The following is a 19,230-nucleotide window of genomic DNA, read 5'->3' as shown; positions in this document are numbered from 1 at the left end:
ATGTCCGCCCTGAGTTCGATCCACGTCCTGCTGGTCGACGACAATCCCAATATGCGCGCCATCGTCGCCGCCATGCTCAAATCCGTCGGCGTCGGCCGCCTGACCGAGGCCGAGGACGGCGCCGACGGGTTGGAGCTGTTGCGTCGAGAGGCCGTCGACATCGCCATCGTCGACTTTCGCATGAAGCCGATGGACGGGGTGGCCTTCACCCGCGCCGTCCGCAACCAGGCCGACAGCCCCAATCCCTATCTGCCCGTCATCATGATGACCGGCCATTCCGAGAAGAGCCGCGTGACCGAGGCGCGCGATGCGGGCGTCACCGAATTCGTGGCCAAGCCGGTGAAGGCCCAGACCCTGCTGACGCGTCTCGAAGCGGTGATCCTGCGCCCCCGCCCGTTCGTGCGCTCGCCCAGCTATTTCGGCCCGGATCGTCGCCGCACCCGAACCGAAGGCTACGCCGGTCCCTTCCGCCGCGCCGACGACGGCGTGGCGGATTAGGTCTCCGACGCCCGCAGCGCCTCATAGACCTGAGGCGGCCAGCGCTTGTGGACCCAGAACCAGTCGACCGGATGCTCGCGCACCCGATCCTCGACGAAGCGGTTGGCCGCCTGGACGCCCGCCAGCACGTCCGCCGCCTTGTCGCCCGTGTCGGGCACGGCGATCGGCTCGTGCGCCGTCACGCGGAAGCGCACGCCGGGCAGGCGCACCACCGACAGGGGCTGCATCACCGTGCCGAACTTCAGCGCCATGCGCGCCGCGCCGGGCGAGGCGTTGACCGGCTGGCCGAAGAACTCGACCTCCGGTCCCTGGCTGTATTTCTGATCGACCAGCAGGGCGATGGACTCGCCGCGCTTCATCCCCGCCATCAGCTCGCGGGTGCCGTCGCCCTTGGGCGCGAACAGCTTGATGCCGTAACGCTCGCGGCTCTGGCGGATCAGGGCGTCGACATAGGGGTTGTTGGCCGCGCGATAGGTCACCTGGCACGGCACGCCCGCCGCCATGATGACCGCCGCCATGACCTCGAAATTGGCCAGATGGCCCGAGATCAGCACGACCGGACGGCCGCTGTCGCGCACGGCGTGCAGCCGCTCCAGCCCTACGATGTCGATGCGCCCGCTCTCCGGCGTCAGCCGATCCATGACCGCCAGTTCGGCGAAGGTGCGCCCCGTCTGCTCCCACTGATCGACGGCCAGGCGGTCGCGCTCGCCTTCGTCCATGTCAGGAAAAGCGATGCGCAGATTGCGCGTCACCGTCTTGTGCGTGCCGGTCAGCGGACCCAGCGTCCGCAGCAGCTTGCCGCCGAAGCCCGAGGCCCGCTCAACGCCGAGCAGGCGCAGCAAGCCGAACAGCCCCTGAAAGGCCGCCGCCTCCAGCCGCCAGTTCAGGTCCTGCAGAAACGGGACCTCTCTATGTGCGCTACCGCCCTTCGGGCTGCTTGAGCGCGTTTGATCACCAGGCAATCGTCAGTCCGCCGTCCACCACCAGGGTCTGGCCGGTCACATAGGCCGACGCAGGGCTGCACAGATAGACCGCCGTGCCCGCGATTTCATCCGGCTGGCCGATCCTTTTCAGCGGCGCGGGGTCGGTGACGGTCTTCAGCAGCTCGGGGTTCTCCCACAGGTAGCGGGCGAAATCGGTCTGGACCAGGCCCGGCGCGATGCAGTTCACCCGCACGTTCGACGGCCCGAACTCCACCGCCAGATTGCGCGCCAGCTGCATGTCCGCCGCCTTGGAGATATTGTAGGCGCCGATCAAAGCGTTCCCGCGAAGGCCGCCGATGGAGGAGATCAGCAGGATCGCCCCGTCCTTGCGCTCGACCATCTCCGGCGCGACCATCTGGATCAGCCAGTGGTTGGAGATGACGTTGTTCTGAAGGATCTTTTCGAACTGCTCGTCGCTGATGCCCGCCATCGGCCCGGCGTAGGGATTAGTCGCGGCGTTGCAGACCAGGATGTCGATCTGGCCGAAAGCCGTGTGCGTATCGTCCACCAGCCGCTGCAGGTCTTCCTTTGAGGCGATGTTGGCGGGAATGGCGATGGCGCGGCCCTCGCCGTGCTTCTCGTTGATGGCGACGGCGACCTCTTCGCACGGCCCGGCCTTGCGCGAGGAGATGACGACGCGGGCGCCGTGCTCGGCCAGACGCTCGGCGATCGCCTTGCCGATGCCCTTGGAAGAGCCGGTGATGATGGCGACCTTGCCGCTCAGATCGAACAATTCCATGCGTTAACCTCCTTTTACCGCCCGTTTATCCGCGCGGACCCTAGCCGTTAGCCTTCGTTAACGTGATACTTGATCGATTCTATAGGGAAAGGCGGTTCTGACCGGCCCCATGCGAAAGATCACCGGCGGCTTCCTCTTCTTCGGCTACCTGTTCCTCGCCCTGACCATCGGGGCGGCGATCTGGCGCGCCGGTCTGGGCGGCGGCGCGGGCGCGGCCGGGGTGCTGGGCGCGCTGGGGATCATGGCCGGCGTCCACGCCATCGTCACCGGCCTGGCCGATCGCCGCGCCCTGCGTCTGGAGATCGGCAAGGTGCGCGAGGCCCACCGTCTGCTGGCCGATGCGATGGAGTCGACGCAAGGCGCCCTGACCGAACTGGCCCAGGCCATCGAGACCGGCGCCCTGTCGCGCACCGACGCCCTGACCGGCGAGGTGCGGATGCTGGAAGGCCTGGTCCAGCAGATGAGCGCCTCGATCGAGGAACGGCTGGCCGCCTCGACCCTGACCGCCGACACCTTCGAGGGCCGTCGTCAGGTCCAGTCGAACACCCTGCTGAAGACCGTTCACGACGCCCTCAGCGAGAACCGCGTCGACCTGTATCTTCAGCCCGTCGTGACCCTGCCCCAGCGGCGGACGGTCTATTATGAGAGCTTCACCCGCCTGCGCGACCCGTCGAACCGGGTGATGATGCCCGCCGAGTACCTGTCGGTGGCCGAAGGCGAAGGCCTGCTGCCCGCCATCGACAATCTGCTGCTGTTCCGCTGCGCCCAGATCGTGCGCCGTCTGGCCGGGCAGGACCGCAAGGTCGGGGTCTTCTGCAACATCTCCCTCGCCTCGCTGGGCGACGAGACCTTCTTCCCGCAGTTCCTCGACTTCCTGAGCCAGAACCGCGACCTGAAGGACGCCTTGATCTTCGAACTGGGCCAGGCGACGTTCGACGCCCGCGGCGCCGTCGAGGCTCGCAACATGGCCAAGCTGGCCGACCTGGGCTTCCGCTTCTCCATCGACAAGGTGCAGACGCTGGACCTGGACTTCGCCGACCTGCAACGCTCGGACGTGCGCTTCATCAAGGTGGCCGCCGATCTGCTGATCGAGCAACTGCTGGATCTGGACGGCGCCGCCCCCTTCCCAGCCAGCCGGACATCCGCGCCGGCGACTTCGCCCCCCTGACCCGCCGTCACGGCCTCGAGCTGATCGCTGAAAAGGTCGAGAGCGAGAAACAGGTCGTCGACATCCTCGAACTGGATATCGCCATGGGCCAGGGCCACCTGTTCGGCGAGCCGCGCGCCATCAAGGAAGCCGTCCTGGCCGAAACCGACCCGCCCGCCGACTTCGTCCGCTCGACGCTGAAATCGGCCGAGCAGAGGGTGCGGCTCTAAGCCCACGGCCGAAAGCCGCCAGACAACCGGGTCGCCGCGCGCTCTGATGGCGGCATGACCGACGCCGCCCTCGACTGGCCCCGCATCGCCGCCGACCTGAACGCCCAGGGCTGGGCCATGACCGGCCCCCTGCTGACTCCCGCGACCTGTAAGGCCCTGCAGACCCTCTATGAACAGCCCGAGCGGTTCCGCAGCCGCATCGTCATGCAGCGCCACGGATTTGGGAAGGGCGAGTATCAGTATTTCGCAGATGCCCTGCCCGATCCCCTGCCCCGGCTGCGCGCGCGGCTTTACGAGAGGTTGGCGCCGATCGCCAACGACTGGGCGGCGCGGCTGGGACGGCCGGAGTTCCCCGCACAACTGGACGCGCTAACCGCCCGCTGCCGCGCGGCGGGCCAGACGCGGCCGACGTCGCTGATGCTGCGCTACGGTCCCGGCGACTACAATCGGCTGCACCAGGATCTGTACGGCGATCTGGTCTTCCCGCTGCAGGCCGCCATCCTGCTGAGCGATCCGGCGGAATTCGAAGGTGGAGAATTCGTTCTGGTCGAGCAGAAGCCCCGCTCGCAGTCACAGGCCCATGTCGTGCCGCTGAAACAGGGGCAGGCGGTCATCTTCGCCGTGAGAGAACGTCCCGTCGCCGGAACGCGAGGCGACTACCGGGTCCAGATGCGCCACGGCGTCAGCACGGTGCGCGCAGGCCGTCGCATGACGTTAGGCCTGATCTTTCATGATGCGTCATAGGATTCCGCTCATCCCCGCGGAGGCGGGGACCCAGTGCTTTGGCTGCAGACGCTGCGGTGGAATTGGGCGAGATTTCAATCGGATTCGCGTGAAGTTCTCACTGGGTCCCCGCCTCCGCGGGGATGAGCGGGTGTTGGAAGTTACGCTCTAAAAAAGCCCCTCCGCCGAAACGGAGGGGCCTGATCCTTTACGCCTTCTGCGCGTCCAGCCAGCGCACCACATCAGCGTCGCGGGCCGACAGGTCGGGGTAGTCAGCGTCCGACCCCACATCCGGCACCCGGCGCCACGAACGGGCGCACTTGGGATAGTCCGCCGTCTTCACCTCGACGGTCACTGCATCTCCGCCCGCGACCAGTTCGGCGCCCGAGGTGCGGAACACCTCGGCGGCGTCCAGTCCCTCGAACGGGGCCAGCAGCTCTGCCGGGGCCGTCACCACCGGCCAGGCGTCCAGCGCCCCGCCGATGACCTTGTCACGTCGCGCGGCTTCCAGGGCCTCGTTGACCTCTTCCAGCACCGTCTCGACCTTGGCCCAGCGCGCCGCCTCAGCCGCATTTTCCCACTCGGTGGGGGTGTCTGGAATCACCCGCGCGCAGTTGGTGCCCGCATCCGCGAAGCGCGTCGTCCACGCCTCGTCCATCGTGAAGGGCGTCAGCGGGGCCAGCCAGGCGGCCAGGCGGCTGAACACCTCGTCCATCACCGTGCGGACGGCGCGGCGCTTGATGCTGTCGGGACGGTCGCAATAGAGGCTGTCCTTGCGCACGTCGAAATACAGGGCCGACAGGTCGCCCGAGCAGAACTCCAGCACCGGCCGCACCACGTCCTGGAAGCGGTATTCGGCGTAGGCCTGACGCACCTGAGCGTCCAACTCCCACAGGCGGTGCAGGATGAACTTCTCCAGCGGCGGGAACTGCGAATAGTCGGTCAGGCGCTCGGCCTCGTCGAAGCCGTTCAGCGCGCCCAGCAGATAGCGGACGGTGTTGCGCAGCTTGCGATAGGCGTCGACCGTGGTCTGCAGGATCTGCTTGCCGATACGCTGGTCGTCCGAATAGTCGACCAGGGCCACCCACAGGCGCAGGATGTCGGCGCCCGACTCCTTGATGATGGTCAGGGGATCGGTGGTGTTGCCCCGCGACTTCGACATCTTCTCCCCGTTTTCATCCAGGGTGAAGCCATGGGTCAGGACCGCCTTGAACGGCGCCCGCCCGCGCGTGCCGCAGCCTTCCAGCAGCGACGACTGGAACCAGCCGCGATGCTGGTCCGAACCTTCCAGATAAAGGTCGGCGGGCCAGTGCGACGGGCGGTCGCCCGCATAGCCGCTCTCGGCCGTTCGCGGGTCCAGGGTGAAGGCGTGGGTCGAGCCGCTGTCGAACCAGACGTCAAGGATGTCCGTGACCTTCTCGAACCGCTCGGGATCATGTGCGCCCAGGAAGTCGGCGTCGGGCGCCGAGAACCAGACGTCGGCGCCGCCCTCGGCCACGGCCTTGACGATGCGGGCGTCGACCTCGGGGTCGTGCAGGGGCTGGCCGGTCTGTTTGTCCACGAACATGGCCAGCGGCGTGCCCCAGGCGCGCTGACGGCTGATCAGCCAGTCGGGGCGGCCCTCGACCATCGATCGGATGCGGTTCTTGCCCGCCGCCGGGTGGAAGGCGGTCGCGTCGATGGCGTTCAGCGCCCGGTCGCGCAGGGTCGCGCCGTCTTCCAGCTCTTCATCCATGCGGATGAACCACTGCGGCGTATTGCGGAAGATGATCGGGGCCTTGGAGCGCCAGGAGTGCGGATAGGAATGCTCCATCCGGCCGCGCGCCAGCAGATTGCCGGCCTCGATCAGCTTGTCCATCACCGCGCCGTTGGCGGGCCCGAACTTGCCGGTCTTCTTGCCCTCGGTCTCCAGCACCTTGAGGCCGGCGAACAGGGGGACGTGGTCGTAGTAGGCGCCGTCGGGATCGACCGTGTCCGGCACCTCGCGATGACCGTGGGCCAGCCAGACGTTGTAGTCGTCCGCGCCGTGGCCCGGCGCCGTGTGGACGAAGCCAGTCCCTGCGTCGTCCGTGACGTGATCGCCCGCCAGCAGCGGCACGGAGAAGCCGTAGCCGCTATCCAGCGCCGCCAGCGGGTGGGCGCACTCCAGACCCGACGGATCGATGTCGTAGACGCGCGTCCAGGCGGCGATCTTGGCGGCCTTGAACACCTCTTCGGCCAGCTTGTCGGCGAGGATGAAGCGGTCGCCCGGCTTGGCCCAGGGCTCATAATCCAGCCCTTCCTCAAGGGCCGTGACCTCATACAGGCCGTAGTTGATTTCGGGGCCGTAGCTGATCGCGCGGTTGGCCGGGATGGTCCACGGCGTCGTCGTCCAGATCACGATCGCAGGCGTCGCCGTGCGGAAGGCCAGCAGGTCGTCCGGGTGGCTGTCGGTCGCGCCGACCACCGGGAACTTGACCCAGATCGTGGGGGAGACGTGGTCGTGATACTCGACCTCCGCGTCAGCCAGGGCCGTGCGCTCGACCGGCGACCACATCACCGGCTTGGAGCCGCGATACAGCTGGCCCGAGTTCTTGAACTTGTGGAATTCCGCGACGATGGCCGCCTCGGACGTGAAGTCCATGGTGGCGTAACGGTTGGCGAAGTCGCCGGTGACGCCCAGACGCAGGAACTGGTCGCGCTGCAGGTCGATGTATTTGCCGGCGTATTCGCGACAAGCGGTGCGGAACTCTTCCTTCGACACCTCGTCCTTGCGGCGGCCCTTGGCGCGGAACTGCTCCTCGATCTTCCACTCGATCGGCAGGCCGTGACAGTCCCAGCCCGGCACATAGTCGACGTCGTAGCCCAGCAGGAAGCGCGATCGGACCACGAAGTCCTTCAGCGTCTTGTTCAGGGCGTGGCCGATGTGGATGTCGCCGTTGGCGTAGGGCGGGCCGTCGTGCAGGACGTAGAGCGGCGCCTTCTGCTCCTGACGGATGGCGCGCAGACGGCCATAGAGGTCGCCCCACTGCTCCAGGATTTCCGGCTCCTTCTTGGGCAGGCCGCCGCGCATCGGGAACGGCGTCTCGGGCAGGAAGACGGTGTCGCGATAGTCGCGGCCGGAAGGGGTCTGGGTGTCGGCGTCGGCCATGGAATGTCTTTTCGTCTTGTCGCGCGCGGCCGCTTGGAAGCGGCATCGGGCGTCAGTCTAGCGTGAAGGCGCCGGGCGGCCCATGCCCTGATGGCTCAAGGCGGCGTCGTCTCGGCGAAATGTTTCGAGAAATCCCGACGTGCGCGGGGCTTGCAGCCCTGCAGCGCTACGCCGGGCGGCTAATCGAAATCGGACGGATCACGCGAACGGTCATGATGGGAAGGCTCTAGCAGACCCGGCGTCCCCTGCGCCATAGTCCAGACGAACAGATGGGGAGACGATCAGATGCGTGTTCAAGCCCTGGCGACGGCGGCGGCGTTGGCCCTGACGGCGGCCGCCTGCTCGGAACAGAAGAGCGCCCCTGCCCCTGCGGAGACCGCCGCGCCCGCCCTGACCGGCCGCGCCGCCGTCTACGCCGCGGGCGAAAAGGACGCCGAGGCCTTCGTGCGCGCCCTCTACGCCCGCGTCAGCGAGCCGCGCGATACGCCCGACCCGGCCGAGGCGACCATCACCCCCGGCCGTGACCCGCTCTATTCGCGCACCATGAACGCCCTGATCGGCGTCGACGACCGCGAAGCCAATCGCACGAACAGCGCCCCCTACCTCGACCACGATCCGATCTGCGCCTGTCAGGACATCGACGGCTTTGCGCTGAAAACGGTGACAATGACGCCGGACGGTCCGCGCGCGGCCACGGCCGACGTCGTCTTCACCAACCACGGCGAGGACCGGCGCCGGACGCTGAAACTGCTGAAGGAAGGCCCGATGTGGCGCATCGCCGACATCATCGACGACAAGGGCAAGTCGCTGCACGACGACCTGATGGCCATCGCCGAAAAGGCGGAGAGCTAGGCACGAAGCGTCAGGCGAAGGCCCACACGACCGCGGGTCCGTCAGCGTCGCCAGAAGGCGGCGGGGTCCTTGGCCAGATGCGGCGCTTCCGTATTCTAAGGTTCAACCGACGCAAGGGCTGCACGAGCGCCGTCACGCGCCTCACCATCATCACCCTGACCGGCGCCAACCGTGCCTGGGCGGCCATCACGCTGACGGCCGTGAGGACTTCGAGATAGGCCAGCACGTCTCCGGCGGCGAACAGGGCCAGTTCCAGCCCGACGGTCTGCCACAGCATTATCACACCGGTCATCACCAGCACGAGCCGTATCGACGAGCCGGAAAGGGCCCACGACAGCTTGTCCATGGCCCAGCGCCGGGCATCGGCGTTGACGCCGAAAATCAAGGCCGAGGTCCCGATCAGCAATGGCGCCGATACGCCCGTTCCGCTGAGCGCAGCAGCAATGCTCCAAAGGACACAGACACCTGCGACTGCGATCCAAACACCCGAATCTTCTTTCATTCCCACTCCCGCCAACCTCATTCGGTAAAACTGGGAACGGGCCGGGTCGCCTGCAAGTCGCAGCGCCCTCAGCCCAGCACGGCCCTCGCCGCCTCTGCGTCGGCGTCGATCTGGACCTTGAGCGCGTCCAGGCCGTCGAACTTCATCTCGCCGCGCAGGAAGGCGATCAGTTCGGTCTCCAGCACCTGGCCGTAGAGGCTTTCGTCGAAGTCCAGCAGCCAGACTTCCAGCAGCGGCTCTTCGATCTCGAACATCGGGCGAACGCCCAGGTTGGCGACGCCCTTGACCACCCGGCCGTCGGGCAGGCGGGTGCGGGTCGCATAGACCCCGTAGGCCGGGCGCATATAGTCGCCCATGGCGATGTTGGCGGTGGGCGTGCCGATGGTGCGGCCGCGCTTGTCGCCGTGGATCACCTCGCCCTGAATGGTGAAGGGGCGGCCCAGGATAGCGGCGGCGCGATCCATGTCCCCGGCCTTCAACGCCTCGCGCACGGCGCTGGACGACAGCTTCAGGCCCGAGGCGTCGTCGATGCGGTCGGTGACCGAGACGCCGAAGCCCAGCGTCTCGCCATAAGCCTGCAGCAAGGCGGGCGAGCCGGAGCGGCCCTTGCCGAAGGTGAAGTCGAAGCCGACGGCGGCATGGACGATCCCGAGGCCTTCGGACAGGACGCGGCGGGCGAATTCCTCGTCCGTCATGCCCGCCATCTCGCGATCGAACGGCAGCAGATACAGGCGATCGACGCCCAGCGGCGCCAGGGCGCGGGCCATCTGGTCCGGCGTCATCAGACGAAAGGGCGCGGCCTCGGGTTGGAACAGGCGGCGCGGATGAGGGTCGAAGCTGACGACGGCCAGGGGAACGCCCAGGCGCTCGGCCGCCCCACGCGCCGAAGCGATGACCGCTTGATGGCCGCGATGCACGCCGTCGAAAGCGCCGACGGCGACAGCCGCCCCCTTCTGCGCGTCCGTCAGGCCGCGCCAGTCGCGAATGACCTCGACCACTTCAGGCGGCCTTCAGCGGGCGGAAGGCTTGCGGCGGCGCGGCACGCGCACGACGGCCACGCCGTCCATGATCAGCTTGTCCTCGACAAAGCCTTCGCAGCGCAGTTCGCCGCGCGCGCTGTCATGGTCCAGGCCGATGACGGTGATGACGATCCGCACCGTGTCGCCGATCCGCACCGGGAAGTGGAAGGCCAGCGTCTGGGAGATGTAGATCGAGCCCGCCCCCGGCAGGATCGTCCCCACCACCGCCGAGCCGAAGGCCGCCGACAGCAGGCCGTGGGCGATGCGGCCGCGATAGGCCGTCTTGGCGGCGAAGGCCTCATCCAGATGCACCGGATTGAAGTCGTCGGAGGCCTCGGCGAACAGACGAATCCGCTCCTCCGTGACGTGAACCGTCTTCTCGGCGGCCATGCCGACGTGGAGTTCGTCGAGGATGTAACCGCCCGACGGGTGCGCTTGGACCATATCAACCATGAGCGGCCCTTTAAGGCAGGTGCGACGAAATGGCGAGACTCACCACGTCAGTTCCAGAGCGGCGTAGCGGGCGAAGGTCGTCTCGGCACGGAGCAGTTCGGCCGCGCGGGCCGGATCGAGGGCCCCGTCCGCGCCCTTGGCCGCGTCGCCGTGAATGCCCTGGGCGATGAACAGACAGTCCAGCGCCTGCTCGGCGGCGCCCAGCACATCCGTAACCACGCCGTCGCCGATGCACAGGACGCGCGAACGATCGACCGCGCGACCCATCAGACCCTCGGCCTCCTTCAGCGCCAGGGCGTAGATGGGCGCGAAAGGCTTGCCCGCCATGACCACGCGGCCGCCCATCGACTCATACAGATCAGCGATGGCGCCGCCGCAGTAGATGATGGAATCGCCGCGCTGGACGATGCGGTCGGGGTTGGCGCAGATCAGCTCCAGCCCGCGCGCGACGGCGGGCGTCAACCGCTCGCGATAGTCCTCGGGCGTCTCGGTCGTGTCGTCATAAGGGCCGGTGACGGAGATGAAGGCCGCGTCGCCCGCATCGTGGGCGCTGGTCAGGTCCAGGCCTTCATAGAGGACGAAGTCGCGATCCGGCCCGATGATCCAGGCCGGTCCGGGCGCGCGGCGCGCCAACTCCATGCGGGTGGCGTCGCCCGAGGTGACGAAGGCCTTCCAGGCGCTGCGCGGCACGCCCAGAGCGTCCAGCTGCGCCACCACGTCCGGCGACGGGCGCGGCGAGTTGGAGATCAGGACGACGTGGCCGCCCTTCTCATTGAACTTCGTCAGGGCCTCGCAGGCCGCCGGCCAGCTTTCGCGCCCGTTGTGGATCACGCCCCAGACGTCGCAGAGCAGGATGTCGTAGTCGTCGGCGACGGCGGACAGGCGGGGCAGCGGATGAGGCAGGGTCATGCCCTGCTTATAGCGAGGGAAAACCGGGGGGAAAGGCCGTGCGGACGATCCGCGCCTCTTCGCTTTCCCTCTTCGCCGCCGAACGTCTTCCTGCTAACTCGCTCGGCATGAAGATTTCCCGTCTCGCGCTCGGCGCCTACGGCATAGCCTTGGCCGTCATCATCCTGGACCAACTGACCAAGGCCTGGGTGCTGGGGGCCATCGACGCCGCCCATATCTCCAATATCCCCGACGGCTATCGCATCGCCGAGGTGGCGCCCCCCGTATTCAACCTGACCTATGTGCTGAATACCGGGGTCAGCTTCGGCCTGTTCGGCGGCGGCGCGGGGCGTTGGATCCTGAGCGTCTTCTCCGTCGTCGTGGCCGGCCTGCTGGCCTGGTGGGCGACGCGGGCCGATCGCCGCCTGCTGATCGCCGCCATCGGTCTGGTCATGGGCGGCGCCGTCGGCAACGTCGTCGACCGCATCCGTTTCGGCGGCGTGGTCGACTTTCTCGACTTTTCCGGCACGGGCCTGTTTCCCTGGATCTTCAACATCGCCGACAGCGGCATCACCGTCGGCGTCGTGCTGCTGATCCTGGACAGCTTCCTGTCCGAGCGCCGTTCGACAGTTGGCGCGGCCCACGAAAAGTCGTAATCACACCCCCTTAACTATCGACCCGAGCCTGCGCCCGTGCGGCGCGCCTCCCGGAGCCGAACGACCCATGCGTAACCGTCCCGTCCTGATCGTGACCCTGGCCGCCGGCGCGGCCCTCAGCCTGAGCGCCTGCGGATCGATGAAGCAGAGCATCGGCCTGACCAAGGTCGTGCCGGACGAATTCGTCACCGTGGCCAGCGCCCCCCTGGTGGTGCCGCCGGAATACGGCCTGACCCCGCCTTCGCCCGGCGCCCCGCGCCCGCAGGAGCTGGCGCCTGAAAGCGCCGCCCGTCAGATTCTGCTGGGCCAGCGCCAGGCGGTGACCCGCACCCCCGGCGAACAGGTCCTGGCCGCCGAGGCCGGCGCCGACCGCGCCGACCCCCTGGCCCGCTATGTCGTCGACGACGAGTTCGGCGGCCTGGCGCACAAGGAAGAAAGCTGGGCCAACCGCATCATGTTCTGGCGCAAGGACGATCCGGCCAGCCAGGCCGCGACGGTCAGCCAGACCTCGGAAGGCGCCAAGACGATTGACGCCTCCAGCGAGCACGCGCGCCTGGAAGCCCTGACCGGCGGCCGCGAAGGCATCACCATCGCGCCGCGTCGCGACAGCCGGTTCAAGCTGCCGGGTCTCTAGGCGCAGCCGGAAACCTTCGTCTTCAATCGAAAGGCGCGTTCGTCACGGCGAGCGCGCCTTTTGCAATTGGCGCGGCTTGCTTGACGCAACGGCCGTGCTTCAGGATCGTTGTTCACGGCTGATTGCGGGGTTGAAGCGATGGCTAGGGCTTGGATCGGATGGCGTGGAGCCCTGGCTGCGGGCGCCCTGACCCTGGGCGCGACGCCCGTCATGGCGCAGGTTCAGCCTACCGCCGCCCAGGAGACGTCGCGCACGCCCCTGACCTACGCCGAAGCCGAGGCGCGGCTGCGCACCACCTCCAGCCTCGGGCGCGCCGCCGGCTACGGGGTCGAGGCCGCCGAGGCCCAGGCCCAGGTCGCCGCCGGACTGAACCGGCCCACGGTGTCGCTGGACGCCCAGCTGATCCGCTATCGCAAGACCTTCGACCTGTCGCTGTCGGACGCGCTGGACCGCGCCCAGTCCGACCTCGGCGCCGCCATCCCCGGCCTGATCTCGGACCTGCCGGGCGTGCCGGGCGACGTGCTGAACGCGGTGGGCCAGCGGCTTGAGGCCGCCCTGCCGGAGATCTTCGCCGCCCTGCCCCACGACATCCGCCTGCAGGTGGACGACACCACCTTCCGCCCGACGGTCACGGCGCTGCAACCGATCTACACCGGCGGGGCCATCCCCGCGCTGCGGCGGGCGGCGGCGGCCAATGTCGACCTGGCCGAGGCCCGGCGGCAGGAGGCCCTGAACCTGGAGAGCGTCAACCTGGCCCGCGCCTATTTCGGCCAGGTGCTGGCGGCCGAGGCGCTGAAGATCGCGCTGGAAACCCGCGACGGGTTCGACCTGCACCTGCACAACGCTCGGCGCATGGAGGAGGAAGGGATGCTCAGCCGCGCCCAGACCCTTCAGGTCGAGGTCGCCCGCGACGCCGCCCAGCGCCAGGTCAACCGCGCCGAGCTGGAGCATGAGAACGCCGTCGCCTCCCTGGCCCGCGTCGCCGACGTCGAGGCGGGCGTGACCCCGACCACGCCCCTCTTCGTCAATCGCGATCCGGTCGGCCCCGCCTCCGTCTTCCTGGACAGCGCGGGCCAGTCGAATTCGCGCATCGTTCAGGCCCAGGCCGGGCGCGATCTGGCCGAGGCCGGGGCGGATCTCGCGGCCTCGCGGATGAAGCCGTCGGTCTACGCCTTCGGAACCTACAATATGAACCCGGACGACGCCCTGCCGACCGAGCCGGACTGGGCCTTTGGGCTGGGCGCCCGCTACACCCTGATGTCGTCGCTGGACCGGCGGAGGATGCTCGGCGCCGCCCGCGCCCAGGCCTCGGCCGCCGGCGAGGTCGAGCGCCAGGCCCGCGACGACGCCCGCCTGCTGGTCACGCGCGCCTACAACCAGGTCGAGCTGGCGCGGCGGCAGTTCCTGACCATGGACAGCAGCCTGGCGGCCGCGCGCGAGAACCTGCGCGTTCAGGAGGTCGGCTTCCGCGAGGGCGAGGCGACCGCCGCCTCGGTCATCGACGCCCGCAACCTGCTGGGGACGGCGCGGCTGCAACGGGCGGCGGCGGCCTATGAATACGACCTCAGCCTGTCGGCCCTGCTGGCGGCGGCGGGAAGCGACCAGACCCTGAACGACTATCTGCAACGCGACGACCGGATCAGCGCCCCATGAATCAGCGCCCCATGAGCGAGACGCCTTCCTCGGCCTATACGCCGCCCCAGCCGGCCGAAGCGCCCCCGCCGAAGCCGCGCCGGTCGCCCTGCCCCTGATCGTCGCGGCGGGCGTGGTCCTGCTGATCGCCTTCATCGTCGTGGGCCTGTTCCTGGCCGCCCGCCCGGCGCCGGATCAGGTCCAGGGCATGGTCGAGGCCGAGACCTTCACCGTCGCCACCAAGGTGCCCAGCCGCGTCGAACGCTTCCTGGCCGCCGAGGGCGATCAGGTGAAGGCCGGGCAGGAACTGGCCCTGATGAGCAGCCCCGAGGTCGAGGCCAAGGACGCCCAGGCCCGCGCCCTGCTGCAGTCGACCGAGGCCATCCAGTCCATGAGCCGCGAGGGCGCCCGCGCCGAGGACGTGCAAACGGTCGAGTCGATCTGGCGCGCCTCCCAGGCCACCGCCCGCCTGGCCGACCAGACTGCGCGCCGGGCCGAAAACCTGTTCGCCGAGGGCGTCATTTCGGCCCAGCGCCGCGACGAGGCCGTCGCCGCCCGCGCCGCCACCGCCTCCCAGACCGAGGCCGCCCGCCAGCAGTATCTGAAGGCCCTGGCCGGAACCCGGCCGCAGGAGAAGTCGGTCGCCGACGCCAACGTCAGCGGCGCCCGCGCCGCCGTCGCCGAGGTCGAGAGCCTGCAGGGCGAGACCCGCCTGACCGCCCCCCACGGCGGCGAGGTGTCCGAACGCTTCGCCAATGTCGGCGAACTGGTGCTGACTGGGGTGCCGGTGTTCACCATCGTCGATACGGCCGATCCCTGGGTCGCCTTCAGCGTGCGCGAGGATCAGTTCCGCGACCTGAAGATCGGCGCGACCGTGCGCGGCGACGTGCCCGCGCTGGGGATCAAGGGCGCCGCCTTCCGCGTCACCGCCATCAGCCCCCAGGGCGAGTTCGCCACCTGGCGCTCGACCCGCCAGTCCAGCGGCTATGACGTGCGCAGCTTTCAGGTGAAGGCCAAACCCGCCCGGCCGATCGGAGGTCTGCGGCCGGGCATGAGCGTCCTGTTCGACTGGTCGTCGCGATGAAGGGCGGGGCGGCCGTCTTCCTCGCGGCCGTTCAGGACGAGACGCGGCGGCTGGCGACCCGCCCGTGGGACGCCTTCGTCGCCTTCGGCCTGCCGCTGATCCTGCTGGCGGTGATCGCGGCCATGCTGGCCCCCGGCGTGATCCGCCAGGCCCCGGTCGCCGTGGTGGATCAGGACAATTCCGCCTTCAGCCGCGCGGCCATCCGCAACATGGAGGCCGGCCCCGGCGTGCGGGTGGCCCACGCCCCGGCGACGGTGGATGAGGCCGTAGCCCTGATGCGGCGCGGCGAGGTCTACAGCATCGCCCACTTCCCTTCAGGCTTCACCGAAGGCGCCTTTCGCCGCCCGGAGCAGGTGACGGTATCGTTCAACGGCGCCTTCCAGACCGTCGGCGCCCTGTCGGCCCTGGGCCAGACCTCGGCCATCGCCTCGGCCGCCGCGCCCCGGCTGGAAGAGCGGGCGCGCCAGATGGGCCTGCCCGCCACGGCGCTGGAGCCGCCCGCCGTCCAGGTGTCGATCATCGGCAATCCGCAGTTGAGCTTCGAGCTGTTCCTCGGCGGCCTGCTGGCGCCCGGCGTGCTGCACCTGCTGGCGGCCTGTTCAGCGGTGCTGGCGGTCGGGCGGTTGATGCAGGGCGGCTCGTTCCAGGCGCTCAAGACGCAGACCGACGGGCGGACGACGGCGGCCCTGATCGGGCGGCTGACGCCGCATTTCGTCATCTTCACCCTGTGGGGCCTGGCCTGGATCGGCTGGCTGTGCGGGATCAGAGGCTGGGGCGTGGCCGGGTCGCTGCCCCTGCTGATGCTGGGCATGGCGGCCCTGATGGCGGTCAGCGTCGCCCTGTCGGCCCTGCTGGTCGCCCTGCTGGGGGACGTCGACATGGCGTTTTCGGCCACCGCCATCTATTCGGGCGCGGCCATCGCCTTCTCGAACGGCACCCTGCCGCTGGATCACGGGCCGCGCTTCGCCCGAGATCTGGAGCGACATCCTGCCCTACACCCACTATCTGCGGCTGCAGACCGGCCAGATGGTGACCGGCGCGGCGCCCGGCGGGGCCTGGCGCGACCTGGCGATCCTCAGCGCCGTCACCCTGATCGCCCTGATCGTCTCGGCCGTGCTGATCCGCCTGCGTGCCCGCCGCGCGCCCAAGGCCGAGGCGCTGGCCTTTCCCCTGCCCGAACAGGGCGTCGGCGCCGCCTTCATCGCCACATTCCGCAACCTGCCGCGCGCCCGGCCGGTCAGCAGCCTGCTGATCCTGGCCGTCGTTCTCTACGCCTTCTACTATCCGGCGGCCTACGCCGGACAGGCGGCGACGGGCCTGCCGGTCGCCGTGGTGACGCCGACGCAGAGCGCCCTGACCCGCGCCCTGGTCGAAGACCTGAACGCCTCCCACGCGATCGAGGTCGCCGCTGTCCTCCCCTCGACCGCCCAGGCCTCCGACCTGATGCGGCGCGGCGTGGTCGACGGCGTCGTCATCCTGCCCGAACGGTTTGAAGCAGACCTGGCGCGCGGCGCGCCCAACGGCGTGGCCGTCTGGCTGAACGGCGGCTATCTGGTTCGCGTCACCTCGGTCGGCAAGGCGGTCGCGGCGGCCGCCGCCCATGTCGCCGAGACGCGGCTGGAGGGCCTGCCCGAGGCCGCCCGCGCGGCCCGACTGGCGCCGAGCCTGAAACAGGAATCCCTGTTCAACCCGACCGAGGGCTATGGCGACTACGCCGTGCCCGCCGTCAGCCTGATCATCCTGCAGCAGACCCTGCTGCTGGGCGCGGGCGTCATCGCCGCCCTGCGTCGCGAGACCGGCGCATCCCCCATGCGGCGCAGCGCCCGGCTGGGTCTGTGGCTGGCGCTGACGGCGATCGGCACGGCGTCCTGCCTGTTCTATTTCGGCTTCGTCTTCTGGTTTCAGGACTATCCGCGCGCGGGCGACATGGCCGGGGTGATCCTGCTGGCGCCGGTCTTCTCGGCCGGGGTTGCGGCGCTGGGCCTGCTGCTGGGCGGACTGTTCGACCGGCACGAGCGGGTGTTGCAGGTGCTGGTCGGAACCTCCGCGCCCCTGTTCTTCCTGGCGGGTGCGGCCTGGCCGCACTTCATGATGCCCAAACTGCTGGTCTGGCTGGCGCATCTGTCGCCCTCGACCGCGGCGGTTCAGGCCTTCGTGCGAATGAACGCCATGGGCGCCGGCCTGGCCGAAGTCGCGCCCCAGGCTTTGACGCTGATCGCCCTGGCCCTGATCTTCGGCGGCCTGTGGCTGTGGCGCGGCGACGAACGCCGCCGCGCCTGAAGGCTCATCCCGCAGCGACCGGCGCCGTCACGCCCGCCGAGGCCATCTCCTGCGCCGCCTGCTGGAAGCCGAACTCCGGCACGGTCTCGCCTTCGCGGTTCGAGACCTCGTCCCAGCGCGCGATCAGTTGTTCGCCCGCGTCCGCAGCCCCGCCGATGCGCACGCCCGGCGTCAGGGTGATATTGGCCGTGGCGAAATGCCCGCCGCCCGCGCACAGGATGGCCCGCGTCGGCGCCGCCTCGCCCACCAGCGCCAGCAGGCCGGGACTGACCAGGGCCGGGTCCAGCGCCTTCAGCACCTCTTCGGACAGGATGCCCGCCGTCATCTGGGTGGCGGCGGTCGGCGCCAGGGCGTTGACCTTGATGTTATATTTGGCGCCCTCGATGGCCAGGGTCTGCATCAGGCCCACCTGCGCCAGCTTGGCCGCGCCATAGTTGGCCTGGCCGAAATTGCCGTAGAGGCCCGAGGACGAGGTCGTCATGACGATGCGGCCGTAGCTCTGCGCGCGCATGATCTCCCACACCGCCTTGGAGCAGATGGCCGCCCCCATCAGATGCACGTCCACCACCAGGCGGAAGTCGTCCAGCGTCATCTTCGAGAAGCTCTTGTCGCGCAGGATGCCGGCGTTGTTGATCAGGATGTCGATGCGGCCCCAGGCCTTCATCGCCGCCTCGACCATGGCCTGAACCGCGTCGACGTCGGTGACGGAGCCCGCCGCCGCCATCGCCTGACCGCCCGCCGCGACGATCTCGTCCGCCACGCCCTGCGCCGCCGCCTCGGTCAGGTCGTTGACCACGACCTTGGCGCCCTGACCGGCCAGATAGAGGGCGTGACAGCGGCCCAGGCCCCCGCCCGCGCCGGTCACGATGGCAACCCGATCCTTCAACTGCATGAACATCTCCGATGATGGGTGACTGGAAATCCGGCGGGGCGTCCTAGCCCTTGAAACCGTCCTTGAGGGCGCGGCGCGCGGCGAAGTCGGCGGCGTCGCGGGCGCGCAGGAAGGGATTGAAGCGGCGCTCGATCCCTACCGTGGTCGGCACGGTCGCCTCGCCGCGCTCACGGGCGGCGAAGACGGCCTCGGCGTGGGCCTTCAACGCCTCATCGGCGTCCGGCAGAGACAGGGCGAAGCGGGCGTTCGACGCTGTGTATTCATGGGCGCAATAGAGGGTCGTCGCCTCGGGCCAGGCGGCGATGCGGTTCAGGCTGTCCCACATCTGCTGCGGCGTGCCCTCGAACAGCCGTCCGCAGCCCAGGGCGAAGATGACGTCGCCGACGAAGGCCAGGCCGTCGTCCGCCGCATGATAGACCACATGGCCCAGGGTATGACCCGGCGACAGCACCACGTCGAAGGCCGTCTCGCCCAGGCGCACCGCCTCGCCGTCGACCAGGACGTGATCCAGCGGCGCCGTGCGGCGCACCTCCTCCGGTCCGGCGATCTCGCAACCGGTCTCGGCCTTCAGCCGTTCGTTGCCGCCGGTGTGGTCCGCGTGCCAGTGGGTGTTCAGGATCAGATCCAGCCGCCCCCAGCCCGACGCCTCCAGATCGTCCAGAATGGCCTCGGCGTCCGGCGTGTCCACGGCGGCGACCAGCCCCGTCGCCTCGTCGCGGATCAGGAAGCCGTAGTTGTCGGACAGGCAGGGGAACTGGCGAACGGTCAGGGTCATGGGGAGGTCTCCTATCGAAACCCTATCCTACCGGGGCCGCACGACAAACTCCGCTCATCCCGACGGACGCCGGGACGAACGGTTTTAGGCGGGAAAGCCGACATCCGCCGCGA

17 protein-coding genes and 2 pseudogenes are annotated in these 19,230 nt (G+C 69.1%); 10 read left to right on the top strand and 9 right to left on the bottom strand.

Going from position 1 to position 19,230, the window contains the following annotated elements; all coding sequences use genetic code 11:
• Complete coding sequence (locus AC52GN_RS02365; RefSeq protein WP_453988992.1) at positions 1-498, top strand: response regulator; 498 nt, start codon at positions 1-3, stop codon at positions 496-498.
• Here AC52GN_RS02365 and AC52GN_RS02360 read toward each other — a convergent pair.
• Together AC52GN_RS02360 and AC52GN_RS02355 are read right to left on the bottom strand one after the other, a co-directional pair.
• Positions 495-1,394, bottom strand: a complete 900-nt coding sequence (locus AC52GN_RS02360) for a lysophospholipid acyltransferase family protein (RefSeq protein WP_496528838.1) — start codon at positions 1,392-1,394, stop codon at positions 495-497. The two genes, AC52GN_RS02365 and AC52GN_RS02360, sit on opposite strands and share 4 nt — an antisense overlap.
• A 55-nt stretch (positions 1,395-1,449) precedes the next feature.
• A complete protein-coding gene (locus AC52GN_RS02355; RefSeq protein ID WP_496528047.1) occupies positions 1,450-2,220 on the bottom strand; it encodes an SDR family NAD(P)-dependent oxidoreductase in 771 nt (256 codons plus the stop codon).
• Positions 2,221-2,329: 109 nt separating this feature from the next.
• Between AC52GN_RS02355 and tipF the strand changes: the two are divergent.
• Together tipF and AC52GN_RS02345 are read left to right on the top strand one after the other, a co-directional pair.
• Positions 2,330-3,597: pseudogene (gene tipF, locus AC52GN_RS02350) on the top strand (flagella assembly cyclic-di-GMP phosphodiesterase TipF).
• Between the two features lie 54 nt (positions 3,598-3,651).
• On the top strand, positions 3,652-4,341 hold the full coding sequence (locus tag AC52GN_RS02345) for a 2OG-Fe(II) oxygenase (RefSeq protein WP_496528046.1): 690 nt from the start codon (positions 3,652-3,654) through the stop codon (positions 4,339-4,341).
• Between the two features lie 187 nt (positions 4,342-4,528).
• On the opposite strand, the gene ileS is transcribed toward AC52GN_RS02345, so the two are convergent.
• Complete coding sequence (ileS, locus tag AC52GN_RS02340) at positions 4,529-7,450, bottom strand: isoleucine--tRNA ligase (RefSeq protein WP_496528045.1); 2,922 nt, start codon at positions 7,448-7,450, stop codon at positions 4,529-4,531.
• Positions 7,451-7,735: 285 nt separating this feature from the next.
• On the opposite strand from ileS, the gene AC52GN_RS02335 reads away from it, so the two are divergent.
• The gene (locus AC52GN_RS02335; protein WP_496528044.1) at positions 7,736-8,302 is read left to right on the top strand and encodes a DUF3828 domain-containing protein; all 567 of its coding nucleotides are present in this window, start codon (positions 7,736-7,738) and stop codon (positions 8,300-8,302) included.
• Between the two features lie 10 nt (positions 8,303-8,312).
• Here the strand turns inward: AC52GN_RS02335 and AC52GN_RS02330 are convergent, their stop codons facing one another.
• The 4 genes from AC52GN_RS02330 to AC52GN_RS02315 form a co-directional block, all read right to left on the bottom strand.
• Positions 8,313-8,804 carry a hypothetical protein gene (locus AC52GN_RS02330; RefSeq protein WP_496528043.1) on the bottom strand — a complete coding sequence of 164 codons (492 nt, stop codon included), beginning with the start codon at positions 8,802-8,804 and terminating at the stop codon, positions 8,313-8,315.
• 68 nt (positions 8,805-8,872) lie between these two features.
• Positions 8,873-9,802 (bottom strand): bifunctional riboflavin kinase/FAD synthetase, encoded by a 930-nt coding sequence (locus AC52GN_RS02325; protein WP_496528042.1) that lies wholly within the window; start codon positions 9,800-9,802, stop codon positions 8,873-8,875.
• A gap of 12 nt (positions 9,803-9,814) precedes the next feature.
• Positions 9,815-10,276 carry a MaoC family dehydratase gene (locus AC52GN_RS02320; RefSeq protein WP_496528041.1) on the bottom strand — a complete coding sequence of 154 codons (462 nt, stop codon included), beginning with the start codon at positions 10,274-10,276 and terminating at the stop codon, positions 9,815-9,817.
• A 39-nt stretch (positions 10,277-10,315) separates the two neighbouring features.
• Positions 10,316-11,185, bottom strand: coding sequence for a TIGR01459 family HAD-type hydrolase (locus tag AC52GN_RS02315; RefSeq protein WP_343828600.1), 870 nt, complete (start codon positions 11,183-11,185; stop codon positions 10,316-10,318).
• 107 nt (positions 11,186-11,292) lie between these two features.
• On the opposite strand from AC52GN_RS02315, the gene lspA reads away from it, so the two are divergent.
• The 6 genes and pseudogenes from lspA to AC52GN_RS02285 all read left to right on the top strand — a co-directional run bounded on the left by lspA (position 11,293) and on the right by AC52GN_RS02285 (position 17,450).
• On the top strand, positions 11,293-11,820 hold the full coding sequence (gene lspA, locus AC52GN_RS02310) for a signal peptidase II (protein ID WP_453989003.1): 528 nt from the start codon (positions 11,293-11,295) through the stop codon (positions 11,818-11,820).
• A gap of 67 nt (positions 11,821-11,887) precedes the next feature.
• On the top strand, positions 11,888-12,454 hold the full coding sequence (locus AC52GN_RS02305) for a DUF3035 domain-containing protein (protein ID WP_291779772.1): 567 nt from the start codon (positions 11,888-11,890) through the stop codon (positions 12,452-12,454).
• A 138-nt stretch (positions 12,455-12,592) separates the two neighbouring features.
• Positions 12,593-14,107, top strand: a complete 1,515-nt coding sequence (locus AC52GN_RS02300; RefSeq protein ID WP_453989004.1) for a TolC family protein — start codon at positions 12,593-12,595, stop codon at positions 14,105-14,107.
• 112 nt (positions 14,108-14,219) lie between these two features.
• Entirely contained in the window at positions 14,220-15,170 is a 951-nt protein-coding gene (locus AC52GN_RS02295) for an HlyD family secretion protein (RefSeq protein WP_496528040.1), read from the top strand.
• Positions 15,167-16,060 (top strand): annotated as a pseudogene (locus AC52GN_RS02290) (ABC transporter permease); the annotation flags it as partial. The gene AC52GN_RS02295 and the pseudogene AC52GN_RS02290, both read left to right, overlap by 4 nt.
• A 136-nt stretch (positions 16,061-16,196) precedes the next feature.
• Entirely contained in the window at positions 16,197-17,450 is a 1,254-nt protein-coding gene (locus AC52GN_RS02285) for an ABC transporter permease (protein WP_496528039.1), read from the top strand.
• A 4-nt stretch (positions 17,451-17,454) separates the two neighbouring features.
• Here the strand turns inward: AC52GN_RS02285 and AC52GN_RS02280 are convergent, their stop codons facing one another.
• Together AC52GN_RS02280 and gloB are read right to left on the bottom strand one after the other, a co-directional pair.
• Positions 17,455-18,342 (bottom strand): SDR family NAD(P)-dependent oxidoreductase, encoded by an 888-nt coding sequence (locus tag AC52GN_RS02280; protein ID WP_496528038.1) that lies wholly within the window; start codon positions 18,340-18,342, stop codon positions 17,455-17,457.
• Between the two features lie 43 nt (positions 18,343-18,385).
• Positions 18,386-19,117: a hydroxyacylglutathione hydrolase gene (gloB, locus tag AC52GN_RS02275; protein WP_496528037.1), complete on the bottom strand. Its 732-nt coding sequence runs from the start codon at positions 19,115-19,117 to the stop codon at positions 18,386-18,388.
• Positions 19,118-19,230: the final 113 nt, after the last annotated feature.

Source organism: Brevundimonas sp. SS2672 (genome assembly GCF_059579685.1).
Note: the sequence above shows the minus strand (reverse complement) of the source record. Positions and strands in the feature narration are given on the sequence as shown.